The sequence below is a fragment of the Streptomyces sp. NPDC006296 genome, assembly GCF_040613235.1.
Taxonomy (GTDB): Bacteria; Actinomycetota; Actinomycetes; order Streptomycetales; family Streptomycetaceae; genus Streptomyces.
Window position 1 is genome coordinate 36,998 of sequence record NZ_JBEXRT010000016.1, and the last position, 21,712, is coordinate 58,709.

Below are 21,712 nucleotides of genomic sequence, written 5' to 3' on the forward strand. Positions count from 1 at the left end.
CGGCGGCAGGGCCGCGGCCTCGGTGGCGGGCGGGAGGGGTCGCGTACCGGGGGCGTCCGCGCTGCTCAGGACTCCGTGCGGTACATCAGGTCGACCTCGTGCGTGGCGAAGCCCATCCGTTCGTACACCGCGAGGGCCGCCGGGTTGTCGGCGTCCACGTAGAGCATGGCGGTCGGCAGGCCGCGGGAGGCGAGGTGGCGCAGTCCGATCGCGGTGAGCGCCTTGCCCAGGCCGCCGCCCTGGGCGTCGGGCAGGACGCCGACGACGTAGACCTCTCCGAGGTGGTCCTCGGCGTGCTCCTTCGTCCAGTGGAAGCCGATGATTTCGCCGTCGCGCTCGGCCAGGAAGAAGCCCTCCGGGTCGAACCAGGGCTCGGCCCTGCGGTCGTCCAGGTCCCGCTGGGTGAGCGAGCCCTGCTCCGGGTGGTGGGCGAACGCGGCGCTGTTGACGGCGAGCCAGGCCGCGTCGTCCTGCCCCGGGACGAAGGTGCGGACGGTGACGCCCGGCGGCAGCGCCGGCTCGGCGATGTCGAGGGTGTCGAGCGGCCGGCGCAGCTGGCGCAGTTCGCGGAACAGGGAGAGGCCGAGCACCTGCGCCAGGTGCCGGGCGGCCGGCATGCCGCCGTGCGCCCAGACCCGCAGCCGCTTGCCGGTCGCGGCCAGGAGGGCGGCGCCCAGCGCCCGGCCGTGCCCACGGCCCCGGTGCGCGGGGGCCACGACGAGCTCCGCGGCGGGGGCCTCGACCGGGTCGGCGTCCTCCAGCTGCGCGTAACCGGCCAGCGTGCCGTCGGCGACGAGCAGGAAATGCCGTACGCCCTCGCGGTGACCGCCCCTCAACTGCAGCCGCCCCTGCTCGGAGACGGCCTGCCGGCCGTCGGTCCCGGCGGCCTCGCCGAGGAGCGCGAGGACGGCGTCGGCCTGCTCGGGGGTGAGCGCGTCGAGGGTCTCGATCTCGCGCCCGGGGGAGGGGAGGGGTGCGTCAGTCGTCATGGGTACGAGCGTACGGGGCGGGGCCGGGGCGCCGGGGCAGGCTGCCGCCCGGTGCGGACCTGTGGGGTGAGGCGGTCGGGGGACCGGCCGCGGTGCGCGGCGTGCTGAGTGCGGAAGCCCGGCTCGGCGCGTGCCGTGCGCACGGGCGACGTGAGGCCGTCGGGCATCTGGAGGGAGCCCGGGGGCGGTTCGGGCCGGTGCCGGGCCGGTTCCACCGCCCCGGCTGTGCGTTCGCCGTCCACGGGTGCCCGGGCTCCTGGCGCTCGGGCACGCTGTGACGCTTCCGCTGCCGCCTATGTGCCTTATGGGGGATCAGACCCTTTCCGGGTGTACGGCAACCATTTCGTAACCCCGGACACCTGTCGCGCTACGCGCGTTGACCCTAGGCTGCCGCTCGCAGCATCCAGACACTCACAAGGGGACCGATGTCAGCGACTCCGCAGAAGAACCGTGTGCCCCGGCGGGTGCTCGCCGCCACCGCCGGGCTCGTCACCGTCGGCGCGCTGGTGGCCGCGATGCCGGCCGGCGCCCATGACAAGGGGCACGGCCACGGCCACCACGCGTCCGGCACGGTCGACGTGCAGTTGCTCTCCTTCAACGACCTGCACGGCAACCTGGAGCCGCCGGCCGGTTCCGCCGGGACCGTCAGCGAGACGCAGCCCGACGGCACGGTGAAGTCGGTCCCGGCCGGAGGCGTCGAGTACCTCGCCACCTCGCTGCGCACCGCGCGCAAGGGGCACCCGTACTCTGTCACGGCGGCCGGCGGCGACATGGTGGGCGCGAGCCCGCTGCTGTCCGGCCTGTTCCACGACGAGCCGACGATCGAGGCGCTGAACGGGCTCGACCTCGACGTGACGGCCGTGGGCAACCACGAGTTCGACGAGGGGGCCACGGAGCTGGGCCGGCTGCAGAACGGCGGCTGCCACCCGGTCGAGGGCTGCTACGAGAAGGGCAAGAAGTTCAAGGGTGCGGACTTCCCGTACCTCGCGGCCAACGTGACGAGCGAGAAGACCGGCAAGCCGATCCTCAAGCCGTACACGGTCTGGAAGAAGAACGGCGTCAAGATCGGCTTCATCGGGGTGACCCTGGAGGGCACGCCGAACATCGTCACGGCCAACGGCGTCAAGGGCCTGAAGTTCCACGACGAGATCGAGACGGTCAACAAGTACGCCAAGGAACTGGACCGCCAGGGCGTCAAGTCCATCGTCGCGCTGATCCACGAGGGCGGGGCCCCGGCCTCCACCTCGTACAACTACGACTGCGACAGCCCGGGGGCCGGGGACGGCATCTCCGGGCCGATCGTCGACATCGCCAAGGGCATCACGCCGAAGGTCGACGCGCTGGTCACGGGCCACACCCACCAGGCGTACGTCTGCACGGTCCCGGACCCCTCCGGCAACCCGCGCATGGTGACCTCGGCGTCGTCGTTCGGCAAGCTCTACACCGACACGACCCTCACCTACGACCGCCGTACCAAGGACATCGTGCGGACGTCGGTGAAGTCCGCGACCTCGGCGAACCACGTCGTCAGCCGCGACCAGGCCAAGGCCACGGACATGACGGCGCTGATCGCCCGCTGGAACACGCTCGCCGCCCCCATCGCGGGCCGCCCGCAGGGGTACATCTCCGCCGACATCAACGGCCGCGGCTCCACGGCCCCCGAGAAGCCGCTCGGCAACCTCATCGCCGACGCCCAGCTGGAGGGCCTGGCCCCCGCGGACAAGGGCGGTGCGGTCGTCGCGTTCATGAACCCCGGCGGCATCCGCGCCGACCTCGTGTACACGGCGTCCGGGAGTGAGGGCGACGGGGTGGTGACGTACGGAGAGGCGTTCACGGTCCAGCCGTTCACCAACATGATGAACGTCGTCGACCTGACCGGTGCGCAGCTGGTCACCGCGCTCCAGCAGCAGGTCAGCGGCTCCAACGAGGCCTCCCCGAAGATCCTCCAGGTCTCGAAGGGCCTCACCTACACGCTGGACATGACGAAGTCGGGCGCCGACCGGGTGGTCGCGGACACGATCCGGCTGAACGGTGAGGCGATCGACCCGGCGAAGACCTACCGCGTCGCGATGAACGAGTTCCTCGCGGGCGGCGGCGACGGCTTCGCGGCCCTCGGCCAGGGCACGAACAAGCTGGTCGGCGCGTCCGACCTGGACCTGTTCAACTCCTACCTGGCGGCCCACTCCACGGCTTCCGCACCGCTGGCCCCGCCGGCCACCGACCGGATCACGATCGTGCAGTAGCTCCGTCGCGCGCGGGGGTGTCCCGACGCTCCCGCCCGGCCCGGAGACCGATGGTCCGCCCCACCACGTGGCGGACCATCGGTCGTTCGGGCCGGTCCGAGGGCGAGGGCCTGCCCTCGGGCTCCCGGTGCCGGGGGTCTGGGTTCAGGGTTCTGGGGTCGGTCTTCGTCGAGGCGCGCGAACATCCTGTCCGCGGCCCGGAGGGTCGCCGCCGGGCGGGGCCCCTCCCGGCCGGACCGGCCGGCGGGGAGGGGCAGTCGGGCAGCCGGGCGGTGTCCGACGGGTTCCGGCCATGCGGGCGTCGGTGGCGCGATGACCCTGTTCCGTCATTGAGGTGTGCCCGACATAATTCGAGCCTCCCCCCCCCACGGCTGCCGGAGGCACGTCCCCATGAGTCCGTACACCGCCACCCGCCGGAACTTCCTCACCGGTTCGCTCGCCGTCACCGCCGGAGTCCTGCTCGGCGCGACCCCCGCCGCCGCTTCCCCCGCCGCGGCCCTCGGCACCCAGGACTGGATGGGCGGCATCGCCGACGCCACCCCGCTGCGGCGCCTCACGATCCCTGGGACGCACAACTCCGGTGCCCGCTTCGGCGGCCCCTGGACGGAGTGCCAGAACACGACGATCGCGGCGCAGCTCGACAGCGGCATCCGCTTCCTCGACGTCCGCTGCCGGATCAGCGGGGACGCCTACGCGATCCACCACGGCGCCTCCTACCAGAACCTGAACTTCGACGACGTGCTGGGCGCCTGCCGGGACTTCCTGGCCCGGCACCCCTCGGAGACGGTGCTGATGCGGGTCAAGCAGGAGTACTCGGAGGAGAGCGACGCCGCGTTCCGGCGGATCTTCGACATCTACCTCGACGGCAAGGGCTGGCGCTCGCTCCTGCGCCTCGACTCCGCCCTCCCGGACCTCGGTGGCGCCCGCGGCAAGGTCGTGCTGCTCGCCGACAACGGCGGCCTGCCCGGCGTCCGGTACGCCGATCCGGCGGTCTTCGACGTCCAGGACGACTACATGGCCGAGCCGGGCGCGAAGTACCCGAAGGTCGAGGCGCAGTTCCGCAAGGCCGCGCAGCAGCCGGGCAAGGTGTTCGTGAACTACGTGAGCACGGCGGCGCTGCTCCCGCCGCGCTGGAACTCCGACCGGCTCAACCCGCAGGTCCACTCGTTCCTCGACGGTTCGGAGGCATCGGGCTGGACCGGTCTCGGCATCGTCCCGCTGGACTACCCGGCGACCCGGTCGGGCCTGGTCGAGTCGCTGATCCGGCACAACCCGGCGGGCTGAGGGAGGCCGAGGGCTCACGCCTCCGGCGGCGGGGTCGGGGCTCCGGGCAGTCTGATCGATGCCACCGTGCCGCCGCTCTCCGCCGGGGTGAGGGCGATCGCGCCGCCCGCCTGCTGGACGGTGCGGGCCACGATGGACAGGCCGAGCCCGGAGCCGGGGAGCTGACGGGCGGACGGGGAGCGCCAGAAGCGGTCGAAGACGTGCGGGAGCTCCTCGGCGGGGATGCCGGGGCCGTGGTCGCGTACGGTCAGCTCGCCCCGGTGCAGGGCCACCTCGATCGTCCCGCCCGCCGGGCTGAACTTCACCGCGTTGTCGAGGACGTTGACGACCGCCCGCTCCAGCGCCGCGGGCTCGGCGCGCACGTACCAGGGGGCCAGCTCGGCGGTGATGGTCAGCTCCGGGCCGCGCAGCCGGGCGCGCTGGAGCGCGGTGCGGGTGATGTCGTGCAGCGCGACCACCTGGAGGGGGCCGGGCTGTGCCGCGTCGGGGCGGGAGAGCTCCTGGAGGTCGCCGATGAGGGCGGCCAGCTCGGTCATCTGGGCCTTGACCGAGGACATCAGGGCCCTGCGGTCCTCGGGCGGGATGGCGCGGCCCGTGTCGTCGCTCCGGGCGAGCAGCTCGATGTTCGTACGGAGCGAGGTGAGCGGGGTGCGCAGCTCGTGGCCGGCGTCGGCGATCAGCTGTGCCTGGCGGTCGCGGGACGTGGCCAGGGAGCTGGTCATGGCGTTGAAGGAGCGTGAGAGCCGGGCGATCTCGTCCTCGCCCTCCGCGGGGATCCGGACGGTCAGGTCCTCGGTCTCGGCCACGTGCTCGACGGCGCGGGCGAGGTCGTCGACGGGGCGCAGGCCGGTACGGGCCACCCACAGGCCGGCGGCGCCGGCGCCGACGACACCGATGCCGGACACGAGGAGCAGGACCCAGGCGAGGGTGGTGAGCGGGTCGGTGACCTCGCTCAGGGGGCGGGCGATCGAGACGGCGAGGTCCCCGGACTCCGTCCCCGGTCCGCCCCGGACGTCCAGCCGCGAGGTGTAGACCCGCATGCTCGCGCCGTCCTGGGCGGTGACCGTGTGCAGGGCGTACGTCTGCTTCCGCTCGGCCACCGCCAGGTCCCCGGTGTCCACCGGCAGTTCCGACGTCCCGGGGGCGACGCAGACCGTGCCCCGGGAGTCGATGAGCTGGACCGTCACACCGGTGAAGGGGCGCGGTGGCAGCGTGGTGTCGCCGTTGCAGTACGTGTACAGCCCCGCCAGGTAGCGCTGGTCGACCGTGGACCCGCGCAGCGACTGGTCCAGCTGGTGTTCCAGCTGCTCCCGGGTCACGAACCAGCACGCCGCGGCGACCGCCGCCACCGCCGCCGCCACCGCGGCGGCGACCAGCAGGGCGAGCCGCGAGCGGAGCGGGAGGGCGCGCAGGCGACGGGTCAGGCCGGTCACCCGTCACCCCCGCCGGAGCGCAGGGCGTAGCCGACGCCCCGCACGGTGTGCACGAGGCGGGGTTCGCCGCCCGCCTCCGTCTTGCGGCGCAGGTACATCACGTACACGTCCAGGGAGTTGGAGCTGGGCTCGAAGTCGAAGCCCCAGACCGCCTTGAGGATCTGTTCGCGGGTCAGCACCTGCCGGGGGTGGGCCAGGAACATCTCCAGCAGGGTGAACTCGGTGCGGGTGAGCTCCACCCGGCGGGTCCCGCGGGTGACCTCGCGGGTGTTCAGGTCCATCCGGAGGTCGACGAAGGACAGGACGTCGTCGTCGGGGAGGTCCTCGCCCGCCGCGACCGCGTAGGAGCTGCGGCGCAGCAGGGCGCGGATGCGGGCGAAGAGTTCGTCCAGCTCGAAGGGCTTGACGAGGTAGTCGTCGGCACCGGCGTCGAGGCCGGTGACCCGGTCGCCGACGGTGTCGCGGGCGGTGAGCATCAGGATGGGCGTGGTCGATCCCGTCGACCGGATGCGCCGGGCGGCGGTGAGGCCGTCCATGCGGGGCATCTGGATGTCCAGGACGATCAGGTCGGGGGCGTACGACTCGGCCTTGGCGAGGGCGTCGTAGCCGTCCACGGCCACCTCCGTGCCGTATCCCTCGAAGGCGAGGCTGCGTTGCAGGGCCTCGCGCACGGCGGGCTCGTCGTCGACGATCAGGACGCGCTGGGGATCGTCTTCGGCGGGGCTCATCGCTTCGTCGTCCTCTTCCTTCGTGCTGAGTGGTGCGGTCTGCGGGCGGGGCTCTGCGGGCCGCGCTCTCAGCCTCGCACGGCAGCCGCACGCCGTCGCGCGGCACGGCGTGCGCGGCTGGTGCCGCTGCGGACCTCGGGCGGACGGGGAGCGGGGGCGGTGCGGGCCGCGGCGGCGAGTTCCGCGGCCAGGGCGAGCGGGAGGGCCAGACCGGACGGGCCGGCGGCCACGGTGGCGGTGTCGGGGTTCACGGGGTCCTCCTCGTCAGGAGCCGTTGCCGGCGCGCAGGGTGTCCAGGTCGGCCTTGACGGTGTCGACCGGGATGGCGAAGCCGAGGCCCACGCTGCCCGCACCCGAGCTTCCGGAGCTGCTGGCCGAACTGGGCGAGTACATCGCGGAGTTGATGCCGATGATTTCGCCGTTCATGTTGATCAGGGCGCCGCCGGAGTTGCCGGGGTTGAGCGAGGCGTCGGTCTGGAGCGCCTTGTAGGTCGTCTTGGAGGTGCCGGTGTCGCCGTTGAACTGCTGCCCGCCGAACTCGAACGGCCAGTTCTGACCGCCCTGTTGCTGCTGCTGGCCCTGGCTCTGGCTCTCGTCCTTGGCGACCGTGACGTCGCGGTCCAGGGCGGAGACGATGCCGCTGGTGACCGTACCGGTGAGGCCCTCGGGCGAGCCGATGGCCACGACCTGGTCGCCGACCTCGACCGAGGAGGAGTCGCCGAGCGTGGCCGTCTTCAGGCCGCTCGCCCCCTGGAGCTCGAGGAGCGCCAGATCCTTGTCGGGGTCGGTGCCGACGACGTCGGCGGTGTACGTCTTGCCGGTGCTGAGGGCCACCTTGATCGTGGAGGCTCCGGAGATCACGTGGTTGTTGGTGACGATCTCGCCGTCCGAGGTGATGACGACACCGGAACCGGTGGCCTCGCCGGACGAGGACGTCGCGCTGATCTCGACGATGGCCGGCGACACCGCCGCCGCCACACCGGAGACGGTCCCGGCGCTGCTCTGCGAGACGGTGGTGCCGTGGACGACGCCGCTCGATCCGGAGGCCGTCGAGCCGCCGCCCGCGAGCTCGCCGATGAGGGTGGCGGTGCCGCCGCCGACCGCCGCGGCGGCGATGGCGACGGCCGCGAGCAGGGCGAACGGCCTCGTGACCCGGCGCTCGGGCCGGGGGGCGTCGGCAGTGGGTCCGGGGGCCGGCCAGGCGTGGGCGCCGGCGGGCGATCCGGTGGCCGGCTGCTCGGGCTCGTGGGCCGGGGGCGGCGGGTAGGCCGCCGGGTCCCCTCCGTGGAAGCCGCCGCCGTGCCCGGCACCGCCGTACGCGCCACTGCCGTACGCGCCGGTGTCGTACGCTCCGCCGTCCCGGGCGGCACTGCCGTACGCGCCGTGGCCGTACGCACCGCTGCCGGGTGAGCCGTCGTGCGCACCGTTGTCGTGGGAGGGGGGCATCGGGTACTCGCCGCTCGGGCGGTGGCTGTCGGTCATGTCCACGAGAGTGGCCAGCGAACATGAGAGCAGCCTGAGTACGTCCTGAGAAGCCCGGCAGAACCTCGTATGCCCGATATAAGGACCGGCCCTCAGAGCGCGGTCACCGTCGGTTCGCCGCAGCCGCACGAGCGGCGCACCACCAGCGCGGACGGGAACTGCTTCAGCCGCTCGCGCCGCGATCCCGAGACCCGCAGCGAGTCGTCGAGCACCAGGTCCACGGCCGCCCGGGCCATCGCCGGCCGGTCCGAGAAGACCGTCGTCAGCGGCGGATCGGTCAGCCCCGCCTCCTTGACGTCGTCGAAGCCCGCGACGGCGAGCCCGCCCGGCACGTCGATCCGCAGTTCGCGTGCGGCCCGCAGCACCCCGATGGCCTGGTCGTCCGTCGAGCAGAAGATCGCCGGGGGCCGGTCTGGGCCGGAGAGCAGCGTCAGGGCCACCCGGTAGGCGTCGTACCGGTTGTACGGGGCGTGGAAGAGCCGGCCCTCGGTCGGCAGCCCGGCCTCCTGCATGGCCCGGCGCCAGCCCTCGATGTGGTCGGCGACCGGGTCCCCGACCACCGGGGTCGACTCCGTGCCGCCGAGGCACGCCACGTAGGCGTTGCCGTGTTCCAGGAGGTGGCGGGTGGCGAGCTGGGCGCCGCCGATGTCGTCGGTGACGACCGCGACGTCGTCGATCGCCTCGGGGCGCTCGTGCAGCAGGACGACCCGCGCGTCCCAGGCCTCTATCTCGGCCGCGGCCCGCTCGCTGGGGCCCTGGCTGACCAGGATCAGACCGGACACCCGCATGCCGAGGAAGGCCCGCAGATAGTGGACCTCGCGCTCGTCGCGGTAGTCGGAGTTGCCGACGAGGACCATCTTCCCGCGCTCGGCGGCGGCCTGTTCGACCGCGTGCGCCATCTCGGCGAAGAACGGCTGGCGGGCGTCGGGGACGATCATCCCTATCAGGTCGGTGCGCCGCGAGGCCATCGCCTGGGCGACCCGGTCGGGCCGGTAGCCCAGCTCCTTGATCGCGGCGAGCACCCGCTCGCGCGTGGCCGGGGCGACCGGCCGGGGTCCGTTGTTGATGACGTAGCTGACGACCGCTGTCGAGGTCCCCGCCAGTCTCGCCACATCGTCCCGCGTCACCTTGGCCACGCGCGGCAGTCTACGCGGATCGACCCAAGGGCTGTCCCGTAATCCCCGGCGTGCGCGCGACGGCGTCCGCGGCACCTCGCCGCGCTGCCGGAACGCCCGCATACGTCCCGCATGCGGGCGTCCCCGCGGCCCTGCGGGGCACCGCGTCAGACGCCGAGCGCCGGTCCACCGGGGATCACGGGACGGTCCTCAGCGCTTGGCGGACCGCGCCGGGGCTTCCTCGCCGGCCCCGGCCTCCGCCGACCGCTCCGGGCGGTCGGCGCGTTCGTCCGGCTGCTCCGCTGCGGCCTTGGCCTTGGCCTCCTTGGCCTTCGCCTCCTCGGCCGCCCGGTCCACCTTCTCGGGGGTGACGAAGCGGTAGCCGACGTTGCGCACGGTGCCGATCAGCGACTCGTGCTCGGGGCCGAGCTTGGCGCGCAGCCGTCGCACGTGGACGTCCACGGTGCGGGTGCCGCCGAAGTAGTCGTAGCCCCAGACCTCCTGGAGCAGCTGGGCGCGGGTGAAGACCCGGCCCGGGTGCTGCGCGAGGTACTTGAGCAGCTCGAACTCCTTGAAGGTCAGGTCGAGGACCCGGCCCTTGAGCTTCGCGCTGTACGTCGCCTCGTCGACCGAGAGGTCGCCGTTGCGGATCTCCATGGGGGAGTCGTCCGCGGTGATCTGCTGGCGGCCGGTGGCCAGCCGCAGCCGGGCCTCGACCTCGGCGGGGCCCGCGGTGTCCAGCAGCACGTCGTCGATGCCCCAGTCGGCGGTGACGGCCGCGAGGCCGCCCTCCGTCACGACGAGGATCAGCGGACAGCCGGGCCCGGTGGACCGCAGCAGCTGGCAGAGCGAGCGCACCTGGGGAAGGTCCCGGCGGCCGTCGATGAGAATGACGTCGGCACCCGGGGTGTCGACGAGAGCGGGTCCCTCGGCGGGGGCGACCCGCACGCTGTGCAGCAGAAGGCCGAGGGCGGGAAGCACCTCCGTCGACGGTTGAAGGGCATTCGTCAGCAGCAGCAGTGAACTCATCGCCGCCCACCTGCCTGGGTCGTCGGTCGATCGTGCACGGTCAGCTGGCCCATTACGTCGGTCCTCCTCGTTCCCTGCGAGAGGGGCACTCCCGGGTCGGACCCGGGGGAGTATGCGGCACTGCTTCGTACTCCCGTACGGCCATCACCTGCGACGGCCGTCATACGGTTTTTACTGTGCGGTCCCGCGCCCGGGGACCGCTGAGGTTGTTGAAACGTCTCCGTAACAACGCTCGGAATGCACAAAAGGACCCGGGGGCTGCTTTGCCCGGATCCTCTTCCCAGCAGAATAGCCCACATGAGTTCTGTGTCCGAGGGTCGATTCCCCGCTTCTTCTGTTCCCTCGATCACGCCGGTGCCCCGGCGCACCATGTTGCTGACCGGTGACGGGGTCCGTATCGAGGCGGTGTACACCCCGTGTACGGCGGGTTCCGGGGGTGCGGGAGGCGGTGTCCCGGAAGGGCCCGCCGTCGTCCTCGCACACGGTTTCACCGGCGCCGCCGACCGGCCGGCGCTGATGCGGGCCGCCAGGGTGTTCGCCCAGCGTGCGGCCGTGATCACGTTCTCCTTCCGGGGTCACGGGAGGTCCGGTGGGCGGTCCACGGTGGGCGACCGCGAGGTGGCTGATCTGGCGGCCGCGGTCGCCTGGGCCCGGTCGCTGGGACACCGCCGGATCGTTACGGTCGGCTTCTCGATGGGCGGTTCCGTGGTGCTCCGGCACGCCGCTCTGTATACGACTCCGGAATCCGGGGAATCCGCGGCGGAGGAATTCGGATCGGCGGCGTCCGATCGGGTGCAACGGCGCACTGGGGCGCACCAGGAGCACGGGGGGCGCGCAGAGGCGCATTCCGGTATCCGCACCGGAGCGGTCCCGGGCGCCCCCGCGAGCGCGTCGGCCCCGTGCGCGGACCGGGCGGCCGGGCACCCGGCGGACGCGCACACGGACGCGGTCGTCGCGGTGAGCGCCCCGGCCCGCTGGTACTACCGCGGCACAGCACCGATGCGCCGGCTGCACTGGGTGGTCACCCGGCCCGCGGGCCGGCTCGTCGGCCGCTACGGCTTCCGCACCCGCATCCAGCGGGAGGACTGGGACCCCGTGCCGCTGTCCCCGGTCGAGGCGGTCCCGCTGATCGGCGTCCCCCTGCTGATCGTGCACGGCGACCAGGACCCGTACTTCCCCGTCGACCACCCGCGCATGCTGGCCGCGGCGGCGGGCGACGGAGCCGAGCTCTGGCTGGAACACGGCATGGGGCACGCGGAGAACGCCGCGGACGAGGCCCTGCTGACCCGCATCGCGGACTGGGCGCAGTCGGCGTGATCCATGATGGACAGTCGACGCACGACGAAAGGGGTGCCGCCATGGCAGCGGGGACGATCCGCTACTGGGCCGCGGCCAAGGCCGCCGCGGGGACCGCGGAGGAGCCGTACACGGCGGTGACGCTCGCCGAGGCACTCGCCGGGGTGCGCGAGCGGCATCCCGGCGAGCTGGCGCGGGTACTGCTCCGCTGCTCGTTCCTGATCGACGGGAATCCCGTGGGGACCCGCGGTCATGAGACCGTACGGCTTGCCGAGGGCGGCACGGTCGAGGTGCTCCCGCCGTTCGCAGGAGGGTGAACCGCAGACCATGAGCGACAACGACCAGCAGTATCCGTACGACCCCGGTCACGGACAGCCGTACCAGGGGCAGCCGCACGATCCTGCGTACGGACAGCGCCCCCCGGGGCAGCCCTACGCCCCGCAGCAGCCGCACGACCCGGCGTACGGGCAGCCGCAGCCGTCCGGACCGTACGCGCAGCCGCAGCAGTCTCACGACCCTGCGTACGGGCAGCACCAGCAGCAGCCGTACAACCCGTACACGCAGCCGCAGCCCGGGCCGTACGCGCAGCCGCAGCAGCCGCAGTCCGACGCGTACGGGCAGCCGGCGCAGCAGCCGTACGCGCAGCAGCAGCCCGCCGTGTACCCGGAGCGGGGCGCCTCCCCGGCTTCCGTGGACCAGGGCCCGGCCCAGACGTGGCAGGGGCAGACCTGGGACACCCGGTCCCAGCCGACGTTCCAGCCGCAGCAGCAGCCGTCCGCGCCCGTACCGCCGGGTGCTCCCGCACCCGCCGGGCCCGGCGCTCACGCTCCCGGCGTGCGGGGGGCCGGGGCCGCTCCGCTGCCGCCCGAGGCGCCGGGGGCGCAGCCGGGGCCCGCCCCGTCCGCCCCGGCCGCCGGGGCTCCGGCAGCCGCTCCGGACGCGGCCGGGTTCGGTGCGCCGACCACCCTGGGCAACAGCCGGATCACCGACGCCCAGCGGGCGCGTGCCGAAGGCCGTTCCCCGATCATCGCGCCCGGGATGCAGCCCGCCGCGATCACGGCCGGCCTGGGACTGCTCCTCGCCCTCGGTGCCGCGATCGGGTCCTACGCCCTGCTCGTCCCCCTGGTCCTGCTCCAGGCCGTGACGGCCGCCGGCTGGTTCCGGCTCAACGGGATGTGGCCGGCCCGGCAGGGCATCGCGCTCGCCTTCGCCGGCGGGCTCGTGGCCGACGCCGTGCTGCTCGCCGCGGGCCGCGGCAACGCCCCGGCGGCGCTGCTCGGCACGCTGGGTGTCTGGGTGCTCCTCACCCTGGTCCTCCAGCTGCGCAGCCACGCCGGTGCCGACGAGCGGATGTACGGCCTGACGGCCACCGTCGCGTCCGCCGCGCTCGCCGTCCTGGCGGCCGGGCACCTGGCGGCCGTCCCGGACGCGGTGACGGTGGGCGGTGTCGCGGTCGCCGTGGGCGTGCTCGTCCGGGCGCTGCCGCTGCCCGGAGTGGTCTCGGTCGTCGTGGCGCTGCTCGCGTCGGCGGGGGCGGGCCTGGGCGCGGGAGCGCTCACGGACTTCGGGACGCAGGCCGCGCTCCTCGGGTTCGCGGCCGGTGGCTGCGCCCTGATCGGCCTGCGCGTCGCGAGCTACGACTACCCGTCCCGCTTCGTGCACATGACCGCGGGAGTGGCGCTGCCGCTCACGGCCGCGGCTCCGGCCGTCTACCTGATCGGCCGGGCGATCGGCTGACCTTTCCCGGATGTTCCCGGACGTTCTCCCCCTCCGGCCGCGGGCCGGGGAACCGGCCGGGCCTCGTGCTCGTCGATCATTCAGGGCGCGCCGCACCGCGGCAGTAGGCTCACGTGCACCAGAGGTCCGGCCGGTCCGAGTAGGGGAACAACAGGCATGCGCGCACTGCGAATACTGCTCATCATGGCTGTCGTGCTGGGCGGTGTCTTCGTCGCCGTGGACCGGGTCGCCCTGCACTTCGCCGAGTCGGAGGCCGAGGGGCGGATCACCTTCGGTGACGCCGAGGCCGGTTCGACCGACGTGTCGATCAAGGGCTTCCCCTTCCTGACCCAGGCGGCCGCGTCGGAGCTCGACCGGGTCGACGTCACGGTCAAGGACATCCGGGCCGGCGCCGCCGGGCGGAGCATACGCATCAGCGAGATCCAGGCCCGGCTCGACCGGGTGACGCTGGGCGCCGGATACACCAGCGCGACGGCCGCCCGGGCCACCGGGACGGCCCTCATCTCCTACGCGGCCCTCACCGAGGCGGCCGACGACGGTGTCACCGTCGGCTACGGCGGCGACGGCAAGGTCAAGGTCACCGGCACGGTCAAGATCCCGCTGCTGGGTCAGACGCTCACGCGCAGCGTGCTCTCCACGGTCACCCTGGTCGACGGCGACACCGTCCGGGTGCGCGCCGACGAGGTGCCGGGCGAGGGCATCCCCGGACTGGAGGACCTGGTCCGGACGAAGACCGACTTCGAGCGCGAGATCGGCGGACTGCCTGCCGGCCTGGAGCTGCAGAAGATCGAGGTGGCCCCGGGCGGCCTGGAGGTGTCGGTGACCGGCTCCGACGTGCGGCTCGCCGGCTGACACCACGGTCCCGGGCGACAGTGGATGACCCCCGGGCGGCCGGGGTAGGGGTTCCGCGACGGCGGAGCGGACCACTCATCCGGATGATGAGACGGCCGTGTCCGATCCGCAGATGCCCGGCTCCCCACGGCCCGCCGGATTCCTGTCCCCGCGCGAGGCCCGGGGCCATCCGTCTCGTATTGCGGACGATCGTGTCTCATCATTCGACACGACGGTGACATCTCCGCCCGTACCTCCCTACGATCGGATGCATGAAGCGACAGGCGGACCTCACGAAGCGGCGGGCAGTAGACCTGTGCCGCGTCGCCGCCATGCTCTGTCGCACCTTCTGAGCGGGACCTCTCCCGTTTCCCGCCGGCCCTTCGACGACGTCAGGGCCGACCCCGTGCCCTCCGCACGCGCCGCGCTCCCGGCGCCCGCGCGTACGCCTCGCACGCAGCACTCCGCACCACCCCGCCGCAGACTGCCCCGGAGGAGAAACACATGAGCCGCGCAGACGTCCTCGTCGACGCCGACTGGGTCGAGGCCCACATCGACGACCCGCAGGTCGCCATCGTCGAGGTCGACGAGGACACCTCGGCGTACGAGAAGAACCACATCAAGAACGCGATCCGGATCGACTGGACGAAGGACCTCCAGGACCCGGTCCGCCGTGACTTCGTCGACCAGGCCGGCTTCGAGAAGCTCCTGTCCGAGAAGGGCATCGGCAACGACACGCTGGTCGTCCTCTACGGCGGCAACAACAACTGGTTCGCCTCGTACGCCTACTGGTACTTCAAGCTGTACGGCCACGAGAACGTCAAGCTGCTCGACGGCGGCCGCAAGAAGTGGGAGCTGGACTCCCGCGACCTGACCGACGCCGTCCCGTCGCGCCCGGCCACCGCCTACAAGGCCAAGGCCCAGGACGAGTCGATCCGCGCCTACCGCGACGACGTCGTGGCCGCCATCGGCAGCCAGAACCTCGTCGACGTCCGTTCGCCCGACGAGTTCAGCGGCAAGCTGCTCGCCCCGGCGCACCTCCCGCAGGAGCAGTCGCAGCGCCCCGGCCACGTGCCGAGCGCCCGCAACATCCCGTGGTCGAAGAACGCCAACGACGACGGCACCTTCAAGTCCGACGACGAGCTCAAGGCCCTGTACGAGGACGAGCAGGTGGACCTGTCTAAGGACACCATCGCGTACTGCCGCATCGGTGAGCGCTCCGCGCTCACCTGGTTCGTGCTGCACGAGCTGCTCGGCCAGGAGAACGTCAAGAACTACGACGGTTCCTGGACCGAGTACGGCTCCCTGGTGGGCGTGCCGATCGAGCTCGGCGCCAACAAGTAATCCCGCAGGACCCGATCAGCAGGACCCCGACCAGAAGGACAGAACACCATGTGTGGAGCACAGGCCGGCGGCCCCGACGCTTCGACGATCAAGCCGGGCGAGACGACCATCCAGGGCAGCGTGACCCGCGACGGTGAGCCCGTCACGGGCTACGTCCGACTGCTGGACTCGACCGGCGAGTTCACCGCCGAGGTCCCGACCTCGGCGACCGGACAGTTCCGCTTCTACGCGGCCGAGGGCACCTGGACGCTCCGCGCCCTGGTTCCGGGCGGCACCGCCGACCGTACGGTCGTGGCGCAGACCGGTGGTCTCGCCGAGGTCGCCATCGCCGTGTAGTTCACGCACACGTACGGCCGGAGGGCCGCACCCCAGGGGGTTGGACGCCACCTGAAGCGGGGTGCGGCCCTTCGTGCCGTCCACATGCGGCATTCCGCCGGTGAGCCCTACGCTGGATACATGTACGCCCGGCGCAGGCGCGTCTATTTTCTGATGATGGGCGGATGCCTCTTCCTCTTCGTCTCCGCCTGGTCCTTCGTGCGTCTGTGGTCCGTCCCGGCGGCGGTGGCGATGTGCGTGGTCGCCATGGTCGTCCCGCCCGTCGCGGCGATCGTCGCCAACCGGCGCGGCCCCGACGACCGTTGGTGGGACGATCCCTCCCCGGACCGCCGGCCCCCGGGCTCCCGGCCCCCCGACGCGCGGTCGCCGGGCTCCCGCTCCACGGGCTCCGGGCCGCAGGACCCGCGGCCCCCTGACCCGCCGCCTCCGGATGCGCGTCCCCCGGGCTCCCGTCCGGCCGGCTCCCGGCCACCGGGCTCGCGGCCCGAGGAGTCCCGGCCCCGGAACCCCCGGCCGTCCGACGCGCGGTCGCGGCCCGGAGCCTCCCGGCCCCGCACGCCGCAGGAGGCGCCCACGGGCGATCCGACCTCCGACCTCTGGTGGGACGAGCTCGACGGCAGGGACAACCGCCACTGAGGACCGCCCCGGGAGCCCGGTCGGCCCCGGTGTCCGGTCGGTGCCGCCGCAGCGGTCGGGTCCGGTGTCCGGCCGGTCCCGCCGTCCGTCGGTCCTGACGCGGCGGCCGGACCCGGCCCGCGCGCTCGGCCCGCCGCCCGGCGGCCGCCCGCGGATCAGTAGACGAGGGCCTGGGTACCGTCCGCCATGGCCTCCTGCACGAAGACCTGGGCGCCGGCGATCCGTACGCCGTCCAGGACGTCCTGCTCCGTGATGTCGCGCCGGGCCGCGCACTGGGTGCAGAGGGTGATCCCGCCACCGGCCAGGATCGAGTCGAGCAGATCCGGCAGGGGCGCGGAGTGCGGCAGTGCGAATTCGGCGGCCCGTCCCGGCAGGGCGAACCAGGCGGACTCCCCGGTCAGCCACAGCGAGACCTCGACGCCACTGGCGACGGCCACGGCCGCCACGGTGAAGGCCTGCGAGCAGCGCTCGGCGGCATCGGCTCCGGCGGTCACCTTGATCACGAGCTTCTTCGGCATGCACCGAACTGTAAGCCTCGGCGGGGCGACCCGGGCCGAGCCGACCGCGCCCGGGGCAAACCCCGGGCCGCCGTGCCGGGCCCCCACCCATTAGGCTGGGGGCCCGGCTGTCCGCTGCCGTCATGTCGTTCGTTCCGAGGAGCTCCCGTGCTTGAGGCTTTCTTCTCCGCTCTGCTGGTCCTGGTCTGCGTCGGCGTGCTCGCCTTCGCCGCGGTGACCGTGAAGAAGCTGTACCAGGGCCAGCGCTGACCCTCGCCGAACACCTCCCGTACACCCTCACAGATCGTCTGAGCCGCTCATGATCGAGATTCCGTCCGACCTCCACCCGGACCTCGTGCCGCTGGCATTCCTCCTCGGCAACTGGGCGGGTGCGGGCGTCTCCGACTTCCCCGGCGCCGAGAAGTGCAACTTCGGCCAGGAAGTCACCTTCAGCCACGACGGCCGCGACTTCATCGAGTACGTCTCGCACTCCTGGGTGCTCGACGCCGAGGGCAACCAGGTCAAGCCGCTGGAGTCCGAGTCCGGCTACTGGCGCATCGACAAGGACCGCAAGGTCGAGATCGTCATGGTCCGCGACCAGGGTGTCGTCGAGGTCTGGTACGGCGAGCTGGCCAAGCAGAAGCCGCAGATCGACATCGCCACCGATGCGGTGGCCCGCACGGCGGCCTCCGGCCCGTACAGCGGCGGCAAGCGTCTCTACGGCTACGTCCACAGCGACCTGATGTGGGTCGGCGAGAAGGCCACCCCCGACGTGGAGCTGCGGCCGTACATGTCGGCGCACCTGAAGAAGGTCGTCACCCCCGGAGAGGTCGCCGAGATGGCGCGGGGCCTCGGGGACCTGCCGGACGACGGCATCGCCTTCTTCAAGTAGACGGTCCGGGCCCCGTTCCGCACGGACCCGGGGCCCCGCGCCCGTCCCGCCCTACACTGGGGCTGTGGTGAGCACCGACTGGAAGACCGATCTCCGGCAGCGCGGTTACCGGCTGACGCCGCAGCGCCAGCTCGTGCTGGAGGCCGTCGACGCGCTGGAGCACGCGACCCCCGACGACATCCTCTGCGAGGTGCGCAGGACGGCGTCGGGCGTGAACATCTCCACCGTCTACCGGACCCTGGAGCTCCTGGAGGAGCTCGGGCTGGTCAGCCACGCCCACCTGGGGCACGGCGCCCCGACGTACCACCTGGCGGACCGCCACCACCACATCCACCTCGTCTGCCGGGACTGCACGAACGTCATCGAGGCCGATGTGGACGTGGTCGCCGACTTCACGGCGAAGCTGCGGGGCGCCTTCGGCTTCGAGACCGACATGAAGCACTTCGCGATCTTCGGACGCTGTGCCGACTGCACGGCGAAGGCGGACCGGGACCCGACGCCTCCGGGCACCGGCGGCGCGCGGTAGTCCGGACCGTACGGGTCGTACGCTGGTCGCATGAAGAGCCCTCTGCTGTCCCTGCCCGGTGCCGTGCCCGCCGAGGGCCGTGACGACGGCGTCGCCGCGCACTACGGCGACCTGTTCCGTGAGCAACGCGCACTCGCCGACGGCAGCGGCCTCGTCGACCTGTCGCACCGCGGGGTCGTCACGGTGACCGGTGAGGAACGGCTGACCTGGCTGCACCTCCTGCTCACCCAGCACGTCAGCGACCTCGCGCCGAACCGGGCGACCGAGGCCCTGGTGCTGTCCGCCAACGGACACATCGAGCACGCGGTCTACCTGGTCGACGACGGCACGACGGTGTGGATGCACACCGAGCCGGGGACCCAGGGCGAGCTGATCGCCTACCTGGAGTCGATGAAGTTCTTCTACCGGGTCGAGGTCGCCGACCGCACCGCGGAGTTCGCCGTGGTGCACCTGCCGGCCGGTTCCATCGCGGAGGTCCCGGACGGTGCCGTCGTGCGGGAGACCGCCCACGGCCGCGACCTCTTCCTGCCCCGTGCCGCCCTGGAGGCGTACGCCGCCGCGCACGGCCCGGTGGCCGGGATCCTGGCGTACGAGGCGCTGCGCGTGGAGGCGCACCGCCCGCGCCTGGGCTTCGAGACCGACCACCGCACGATCCCGCACGAGCTGGGCTGGATCGGCAGCGCCGTGCACCTCCAGAAGGGCTGCTACCGGGGCCAGGAGACGGTCGCCCGTGTCCACAACCTGGGGAAGCCGCCGCGCCGCCTGGTCTTCCTGCACCTCGACGGCAGCGAGGTGCACCTGCCCGGCCACGGGACGCCGGTCCGGCTGGCCGCCGACGGCGCGGAGGGCCGTCAGCTCGGCTTCGTCACCACCTCCGCCCGCCACCACGAACTGGGGCCGATCGCCCTGGCGCTGGTGAAGCGGAACGTCGCGGTGGACGCGGAGCTGATCGCGGGTGACACCGCGGCGGCCCAGGAGACGGTCGTCGAACCGTAGACGGCCTGCGCACGCCGTCCCACCGGGGGCGCTACACCTCGACCAGCACGGTGAACGGGCCGTGGTTCGTGAGCGAGACCCGCATGTCCGCCCCGAACCGGCCCGTCTCCACCTGCGCGCCGAGCGCGCGCAACCGGGCCACCACCTCGTCGACCAGCGGTTCGGCGACCTCGCCCGGTGCCGCGGCGTTCCACGTGGGCCGGCGGCCCTTCCTGGCGTCCCCGTAGAGGGTGAACTGGGAAATGACCAGAAGTGGTGCATTCACGTCCGAGCAGGACTTCTCACCCTCCAGTACCCGCAGCGTCCACAGCTTGCGGGCGAGCTGCGCCGCCTTCTCCGCCGTGTCGCCGTGAGTGACCCCCACCAGCACACACAGCCCCTCGCCGGCGATCTCGCCGACCGTGCCGGTCTCCGGCGCACCGTCCGCGGCGCCCGCCACGGTGACGCTCGCGCCGTCCACTCTCTGTATCACTGCACGCATACAGACCAACCTATCTTGGGCTGAACGGGTACAGAGCACCTGCATGAACACCCTGCGTAGTGACACCATGCACGATGTCGGTGTGCCGACGTACCGGTTCGAGGGGACGGAACATCATGACGACACGTGGAACCGGGCCATCGCCCGGTGCCGTACCGAGGGCGCGTACCGCCGGCCTGCGACCGCCGGTCCAGCGGACCGGTGCCGCGCCGGGGCAGCCGCCCGCCCCGCCGCCCGTGCAGCTGCCCGGAGCGGTGTCCGTGCCCGGACAGAGCGGGGGCGGTGCGGTCGAAGGACTGGCCTCCGTCCGGCCGCAGCCCGAGTTCGCCGGGCTGCGGCTGCCGGAACTGCGCACGCTGCGCCGTGACGCCCAGCGCGACGAGGCCGACCTCAGTTACGTACGCCGTCTGGTCCAGGGCCGGATCGACATCCTGCGGGCCGAACTGGCCCGGCGGGTGGACCCGGAGTCGCCCGTCGTGGACCGGCTCTCGGAGATCCTCGCCGACGCCCCGTCCGTCCACCGCTCCTCGGCGCGGCACGTCACCCTCACCACGCCGCGCAGCGACGAGTACCGCCGGCTGGCGGCGGACACCCTCGCGGAGGTCGGGCTCTCCGACCTGGACGCCCGGACGGACGAGGAGCTCCTCACCGCCATGGGGCGGCTCGTGCGCTACGAGCAGCAGGTGTCGCGACGCCGCCACCGGCTCCAGCGGACCGTCGACGATTGCAGCGCCGAGATCGCCCGCAGGTACCGTGACGGGGAAGCACAAGTAGAGGACCTGCTCGCCTGAAGCGACCCTTCCGGGGGCGGGTCACGCCCGCCCCCGGAAGGCCACCCGTCCCATGACCTCCTTCATACCCCCGATGTCGCCCCCGTCTCCCGAGCTCCCGGTGCTGGCCGAGGTCGTGCGGTCCGGTTTCACCGAGGGCCGCCACCGGGGGTCGCTGGTCGTCCTGGCCGCGGACGGGAGTGTGGAGCTCGCACTGGGCGACCCGGCGGCCCCGGTCTTCCCGCGCTCGTCCAACAAGCCGATGCAGGCCGCCGCGATCCTGCGGGCCGGGCTCGACCTGTCGGGGGAGCGGCTGGCGCTGGCCGCCGCCAGCCATTCGGGCGAGGACTTCCACCTCGGCCTGGTGCGCACCATGCTCTCCGAGCACGGCCTGCGGACGGAGGACCTCCAGACCCCGCCCGACCTGCCGCTGGACCCGGTCGAGGCCGAGGCGTACCTCGCGGCCGGGGGTGTGCGGGAGCCGCTCACCATGAACTGCTCGGGGAAGCACGCGGCGATGCTGGCCGTCTGCGTGCGCAACGGCTGGGACACCGCCGGCTACCTCGACCCGGCGCACCCGTTGCAGCAGCTGGTCGGCGAGGTGGTCGCGGAGGCGGCGGGCGAGCCCGTCGCCGCGGTCGGCACGGACGGCTGCGGGGCCCCGCTGATGGCGATCGGGCTGGTGGGCCTGGCCCGTGCGTTCCGCTCCTTCGTGCTGGCGGAGCCGGGCTCGGCGGAGCGCCGCGTCGCCGACGCGATGCGGGCGCACCCGGAGTACGTCGCGGGCACCCGGCGCCCGGACACCTGGCTGATGCGGGAGGTGCCGGGCTCGCTCTCCAAGATGGGGGCGGAGGCGGTGCAGGCGCTGGCGCTCCCCGACGGCAGGGCGCTGGCGTTCAAGATCGACGACGGTTCCACCCGGGCCCTGGGCCCGGTGCTGGCCAGGGCGCTGGGGCTGCTCGGCGTGGACGCCCCCGTGGTGTCCCGGATCGGGCGGGCGCCGCTGCTGGGCGGTGCCGCGGAGGTCGGCGAGATCCGGGCGGCGTTCTGAACGGGGCGCGTTCTGC

Annotated in this window: 23 protein-coding genes and 1 pseudogene; 15 read left to right on the forward strand and 9 right to left on the reverse strand. The window is 72.9% G+C overall.

Translation table 11 applies throughout. The features are described 5' to 3' along the window. Nucleotides 1-65: 65 nt before the first annotated feature. Nucleotides 66-989, reverse strand: a complete 924-nt coding sequence (gene mshD, locus ABZ172_RS13675; RefSeq protein ID WP_356883515.1) for a mycothiol synthase — start codon at nucleotides 987-989, stop codon at nucleotides 66-68. Between the two features lie 425 nt (nucleotides 990-1,414). On the opposite strand from mshD, the gene ABZ172_RS13680 reads away from it, so the two are divergent. Then, nucleotides 1,415-3,232 carry a bifunctional metallophosphatase/5'-nucleotidase gene (locus ABZ172_RS13680; protein ID WP_356883517.1) on the forward strand — a complete coding sequence of 606 codons (1,818 nt, stop codon included), beginning with the start codon at nucleotides 1,415-1,417 and terminating at the stop codon, nucleotides 3,230-3,232. Between the two features lie 390 nt (nucleotides 3,233-3,622). Next, nucleotides 3,623-4,516, forward strand: coding sequence for a phosphatidylinositol-specific phospholipase C (locus ABZ172_RS13685; RefSeq protein ID WP_356883519.1), 894 nt, complete (start codon nucleotides 3,623-3,625; stop codon nucleotides 4,514-4,516). Between the two features lie 14 nt (nucleotides 4,517-4,530). Here the strand turns inward: ABZ172_RS13685 and ABZ172_RS13690 are convergent, their stop codons facing one another. The 6 genes from ABZ172_RS13690 to ABZ172_RS13715 all read right to left on the reverse strand — a co-directional run bounded on the left by ABZ172_RS13690 (nucleotide 4,531) and on the right by ABZ172_RS13715 (nucleotide 10,303). After that, nucleotides 4,531-5,949 (reverse strand): HAMP domain-containing sensor histidine kinase, encoded by a 1,419-nt coding sequence (locus ABZ172_RS13690; RefSeq protein WP_356883521.1) that lies wholly within the window; start codon nucleotides 5,947-5,949, stop codon nucleotides 4,531-4,533. Then, on the reverse strand, nucleotides 5,946-6,677 hold the full coding sequence (locus ABZ172_RS13695; RefSeq protein WP_356883523.1) for a response regulator transcription factor: 732 nt from the start codon (nucleotides 6,675-6,677) through the stop codon (nucleotides 5,946-5,948). The genes ABZ172_RS13690 and ABZ172_RS13695 overlap by 4 nt, the downstream gene beginning before the upstream one ends. A 68-nt stretch (nucleotides 6,678-6,745) precedes the next feature. Next, the gene (locus ABZ172_RS13700) at nucleotides 6,746-6,928 is read right to left on the reverse strand and encodes a hypothetical protein (RefSeq protein WP_356883525.1); all 183 of its coding nucleotides are present in this window, start codon (nucleotides 6,926-6,928) and stop codon (nucleotides 6,746-6,748) included. A 13-nt stretch (nucleotides 6,929-6,941) separates the two neighbouring features. Then, nucleotides 6,942-8,159: a trypsin-like peptidase domain-containing protein gene (locus tag ABZ172_RS13705; RefSeq protein WP_356883527.1), complete on the reverse strand. Its 1,218-nt coding sequence runs from the start codon at nucleotides 8,157-8,159 to the stop codon at nucleotides 6,942-6,944. A 92-nt stretch (nucleotides 8,160-8,251) separates the two neighbouring features. Then, nucleotides 8,252-9,295 (reverse strand): LacI family DNA-binding transcriptional regulator, encoded by a 1,044-nt coding sequence (locus ABZ172_RS13710; RefSeq protein ID WP_356883529.1) that lies wholly within the window; start codon nucleotides 9,293-9,295, stop codon nucleotides 8,252-8,254. Between the two features lie 189 nt (nucleotides 9,296-9,484). Further along, nucleotides 9,485-10,303, reverse strand: coding sequence for a response regulator transcription factor (locus ABZ172_RS13715; protein ID WP_356883531.1), 819 nt, complete (start codon nucleotides 10,301-10,303; stop codon nucleotides 9,485-9,487). A 297-nt stretch (nucleotides 10,304-10,600) separates the two neighbouring features. On the opposite strand from ABZ172_RS13715, the gene ABZ172_RS13720 reads away from it, so the two are divergent. The 8 genes and pseudogenes from ABZ172_RS13720 to ABZ172_RS13755 all read left to right on the forward strand — a co-directional run. Continuing rightward, on the forward strand, nucleotides 10,601-11,620 hold the full coding sequence (locus ABZ172_RS13720; RefSeq protein WP_356883533.1) for an alpha/beta hydrolase: 1,020 nt from the start codon (nucleotides 10,601-10,603) through the stop codon (nucleotides 11,618-11,620). A gap of 41 nt (nucleotides 11,621-11,661) precedes the next feature. Further along, nucleotides 11,662-11,916, forward strand: coding sequence for a MoaD/ThiS family protein (locus tag ABZ172_RS13725; protein WP_356883535.1), 255 nt, complete (start codon nucleotides 11,662-11,664; stop codon nucleotides 11,914-11,916). A gap of 10 nt (nucleotides 11,917-11,926) precedes the next feature. Beyond that, nucleotides 11,927-13,336, forward strand: a complete 1,410-nt coding sequence (locus tag ABZ172_RS13730; protein ID WP_356883537.1) for a hypothetical protein — start codon at nucleotides 11,927-11,929, stop codon at nucleotides 13,334-13,336. A gap of 156 nt (nucleotides 13,337-13,492) precedes the next feature. Continuing rightward, a complete protein-coding gene (locus tag ABZ172_RS13735; RefSeq protein WP_356883539.1) occupies nucleotides 13,493-14,188 on the forward strand; it encodes a DUF2993 domain-containing protein in 696 nt (231 codons plus the stop codon). Nucleotides 14,189-14,439: 251 nt separating this feature from the next. Further along, nucleotides 14,440-14,520, forward strand: a complete 81-nt coding sequence (locus tag ABZ172_RS13740; protein ID WP_350310325.1) for a putative leader peptide — start codon at nucleotides 14,440-14,442, stop codon at nucleotides 14,518-14,520. Nucleotides 14,521-14,671: 151 nt separating this feature from the next. Further along, entirely contained in the window at nucleotides 14,672-15,511 is an 840-nt protein-coding gene (locus ABZ172_RS13745; RefSeq protein ID WP_356883541.1) for a sulfurtransferase, read from the forward strand. 48 nt (nucleotides 15,512-15,559) lie between these two features. Continuing rightward, nucleotides 15,560-15,847 carry a DUF1416 domain-containing protein gene (locus ABZ172_RS13750; protein ID WP_014154938.1) on the forward strand — a complete coding sequence of 96 codons (288 nt, stop codon included), beginning with the start codon at nucleotides 15,560-15,562 and terminating at the stop codon, nucleotides 15,845-15,847. 120 nt (nucleotides 15,848-15,967) lie between these two features. Then, nucleotides 15,968-16,168: pseudogene (locus tag ABZ172_RS13755) on the forward strand (DUF3099 domain-containing protein); the annotation flags it as partial. Between the two features lie 470 nt (nucleotides 16,169-16,638). On the opposite strand, the gene ABZ172_RS13760 reads toward ABZ172_RS13755, so the two are convergent. Then, nucleotides 16,639-17,001, reverse strand: coding sequence for a DsrE family protein (locus ABZ172_RS13760; RefSeq protein ID WP_356883543.1), 363 nt, complete (start codon nucleotides 16,999-17,001; stop codon nucleotides 16,639-16,641). A 298-nt stretch (nucleotides 17,002-17,299) separates the two neighbouring features. On the opposite strand from ABZ172_RS13760, the gene ABZ172_RS13765 reads away from it, so the two are divergent. The 3 genes from ABZ172_RS13765 (at nucleotide 17,300) to ABZ172_RS13775 (ending at nucleotide 19,394) form a co-directional block, all read left to right on the forward strand. After that, complete coding sequence (locus tag ABZ172_RS13765) at nucleotides 17,300-17,872, forward strand: FABP family protein (RefSeq protein WP_356883545.1); 573 nt, start codon at nucleotides 17,300-17,302, stop codon at nucleotides 17,870-17,872. Between the two features lie 64 nt (nucleotides 17,873-17,936). Beyond that, a complete protein-coding gene (locus ABZ172_RS13770; protein ID WP_356883547.1) occupies nucleotides 17,937-18,398 on the forward strand; it encodes a Fur family transcriptional regulator in 462 nt (153 codons plus the stop codon). Between the two features lie 30 nt (nucleotides 18,399-18,428). After that, nucleotides 18,429-19,394 carry a folate-binding protein gene (locus ABZ172_RS13775; RefSeq protein ID WP_356883549.1) on the forward strand — a complete coding sequence of 322 codons (966 nt, stop codon included), beginning with the start codon at nucleotides 18,429-18,431 and terminating at the stop codon, nucleotides 19,392-19,394. 31 nt (nucleotides 19,395-19,425) lie between these two features. Here ABZ172_RS13775 and dtd read toward each other — a convergent pair whose 3' ends face one another. Next, the gene (gene dtd, locus ABZ172_RS13780) at nucleotides 19,426-19,875 is read right to left on the reverse strand and encodes a D-aminoacyl-tRNA deacylase (protein WP_356883551.1); all 450 of its coding nucleotides are present in this window, start codon (nucleotides 19,873-19,875) and stop codon (nucleotides 19,426-19,428) included. Between the two features lie 116 nt (nucleotides 19,876-19,991). Between dtd and ABZ172_RS13785 the strand changes: the two genes are divergently transcribed. Together ABZ172_RS13785 and ABZ172_RS13790 are read left to right on the forward strand one after the other, a co-directional pair. Further along, nucleotides 19,992-20,666 (forward strand): ABC transporter substrate-binding protein, encoded by a 675-nt coding sequence (locus ABZ172_RS13785; RefSeq protein ID WP_356883553.1) that lies wholly within the window; start codon nucleotides 19,992-19,994, stop codon nucleotides 20,664-20,666. A gap of 52 nt (nucleotides 20,667-20,718) precedes the next feature. Next, entirely contained in the window at nucleotides 20,719-21,696 is a 978-nt protein-coding gene (locus tag ABZ172_RS13790) for an asparaginase (RefSeq protein ID WP_356883555.1), read from the forward strand. The last annotated feature ends 16 nt before the right edge of the window (nucleotides 21,697-21,712 follow it).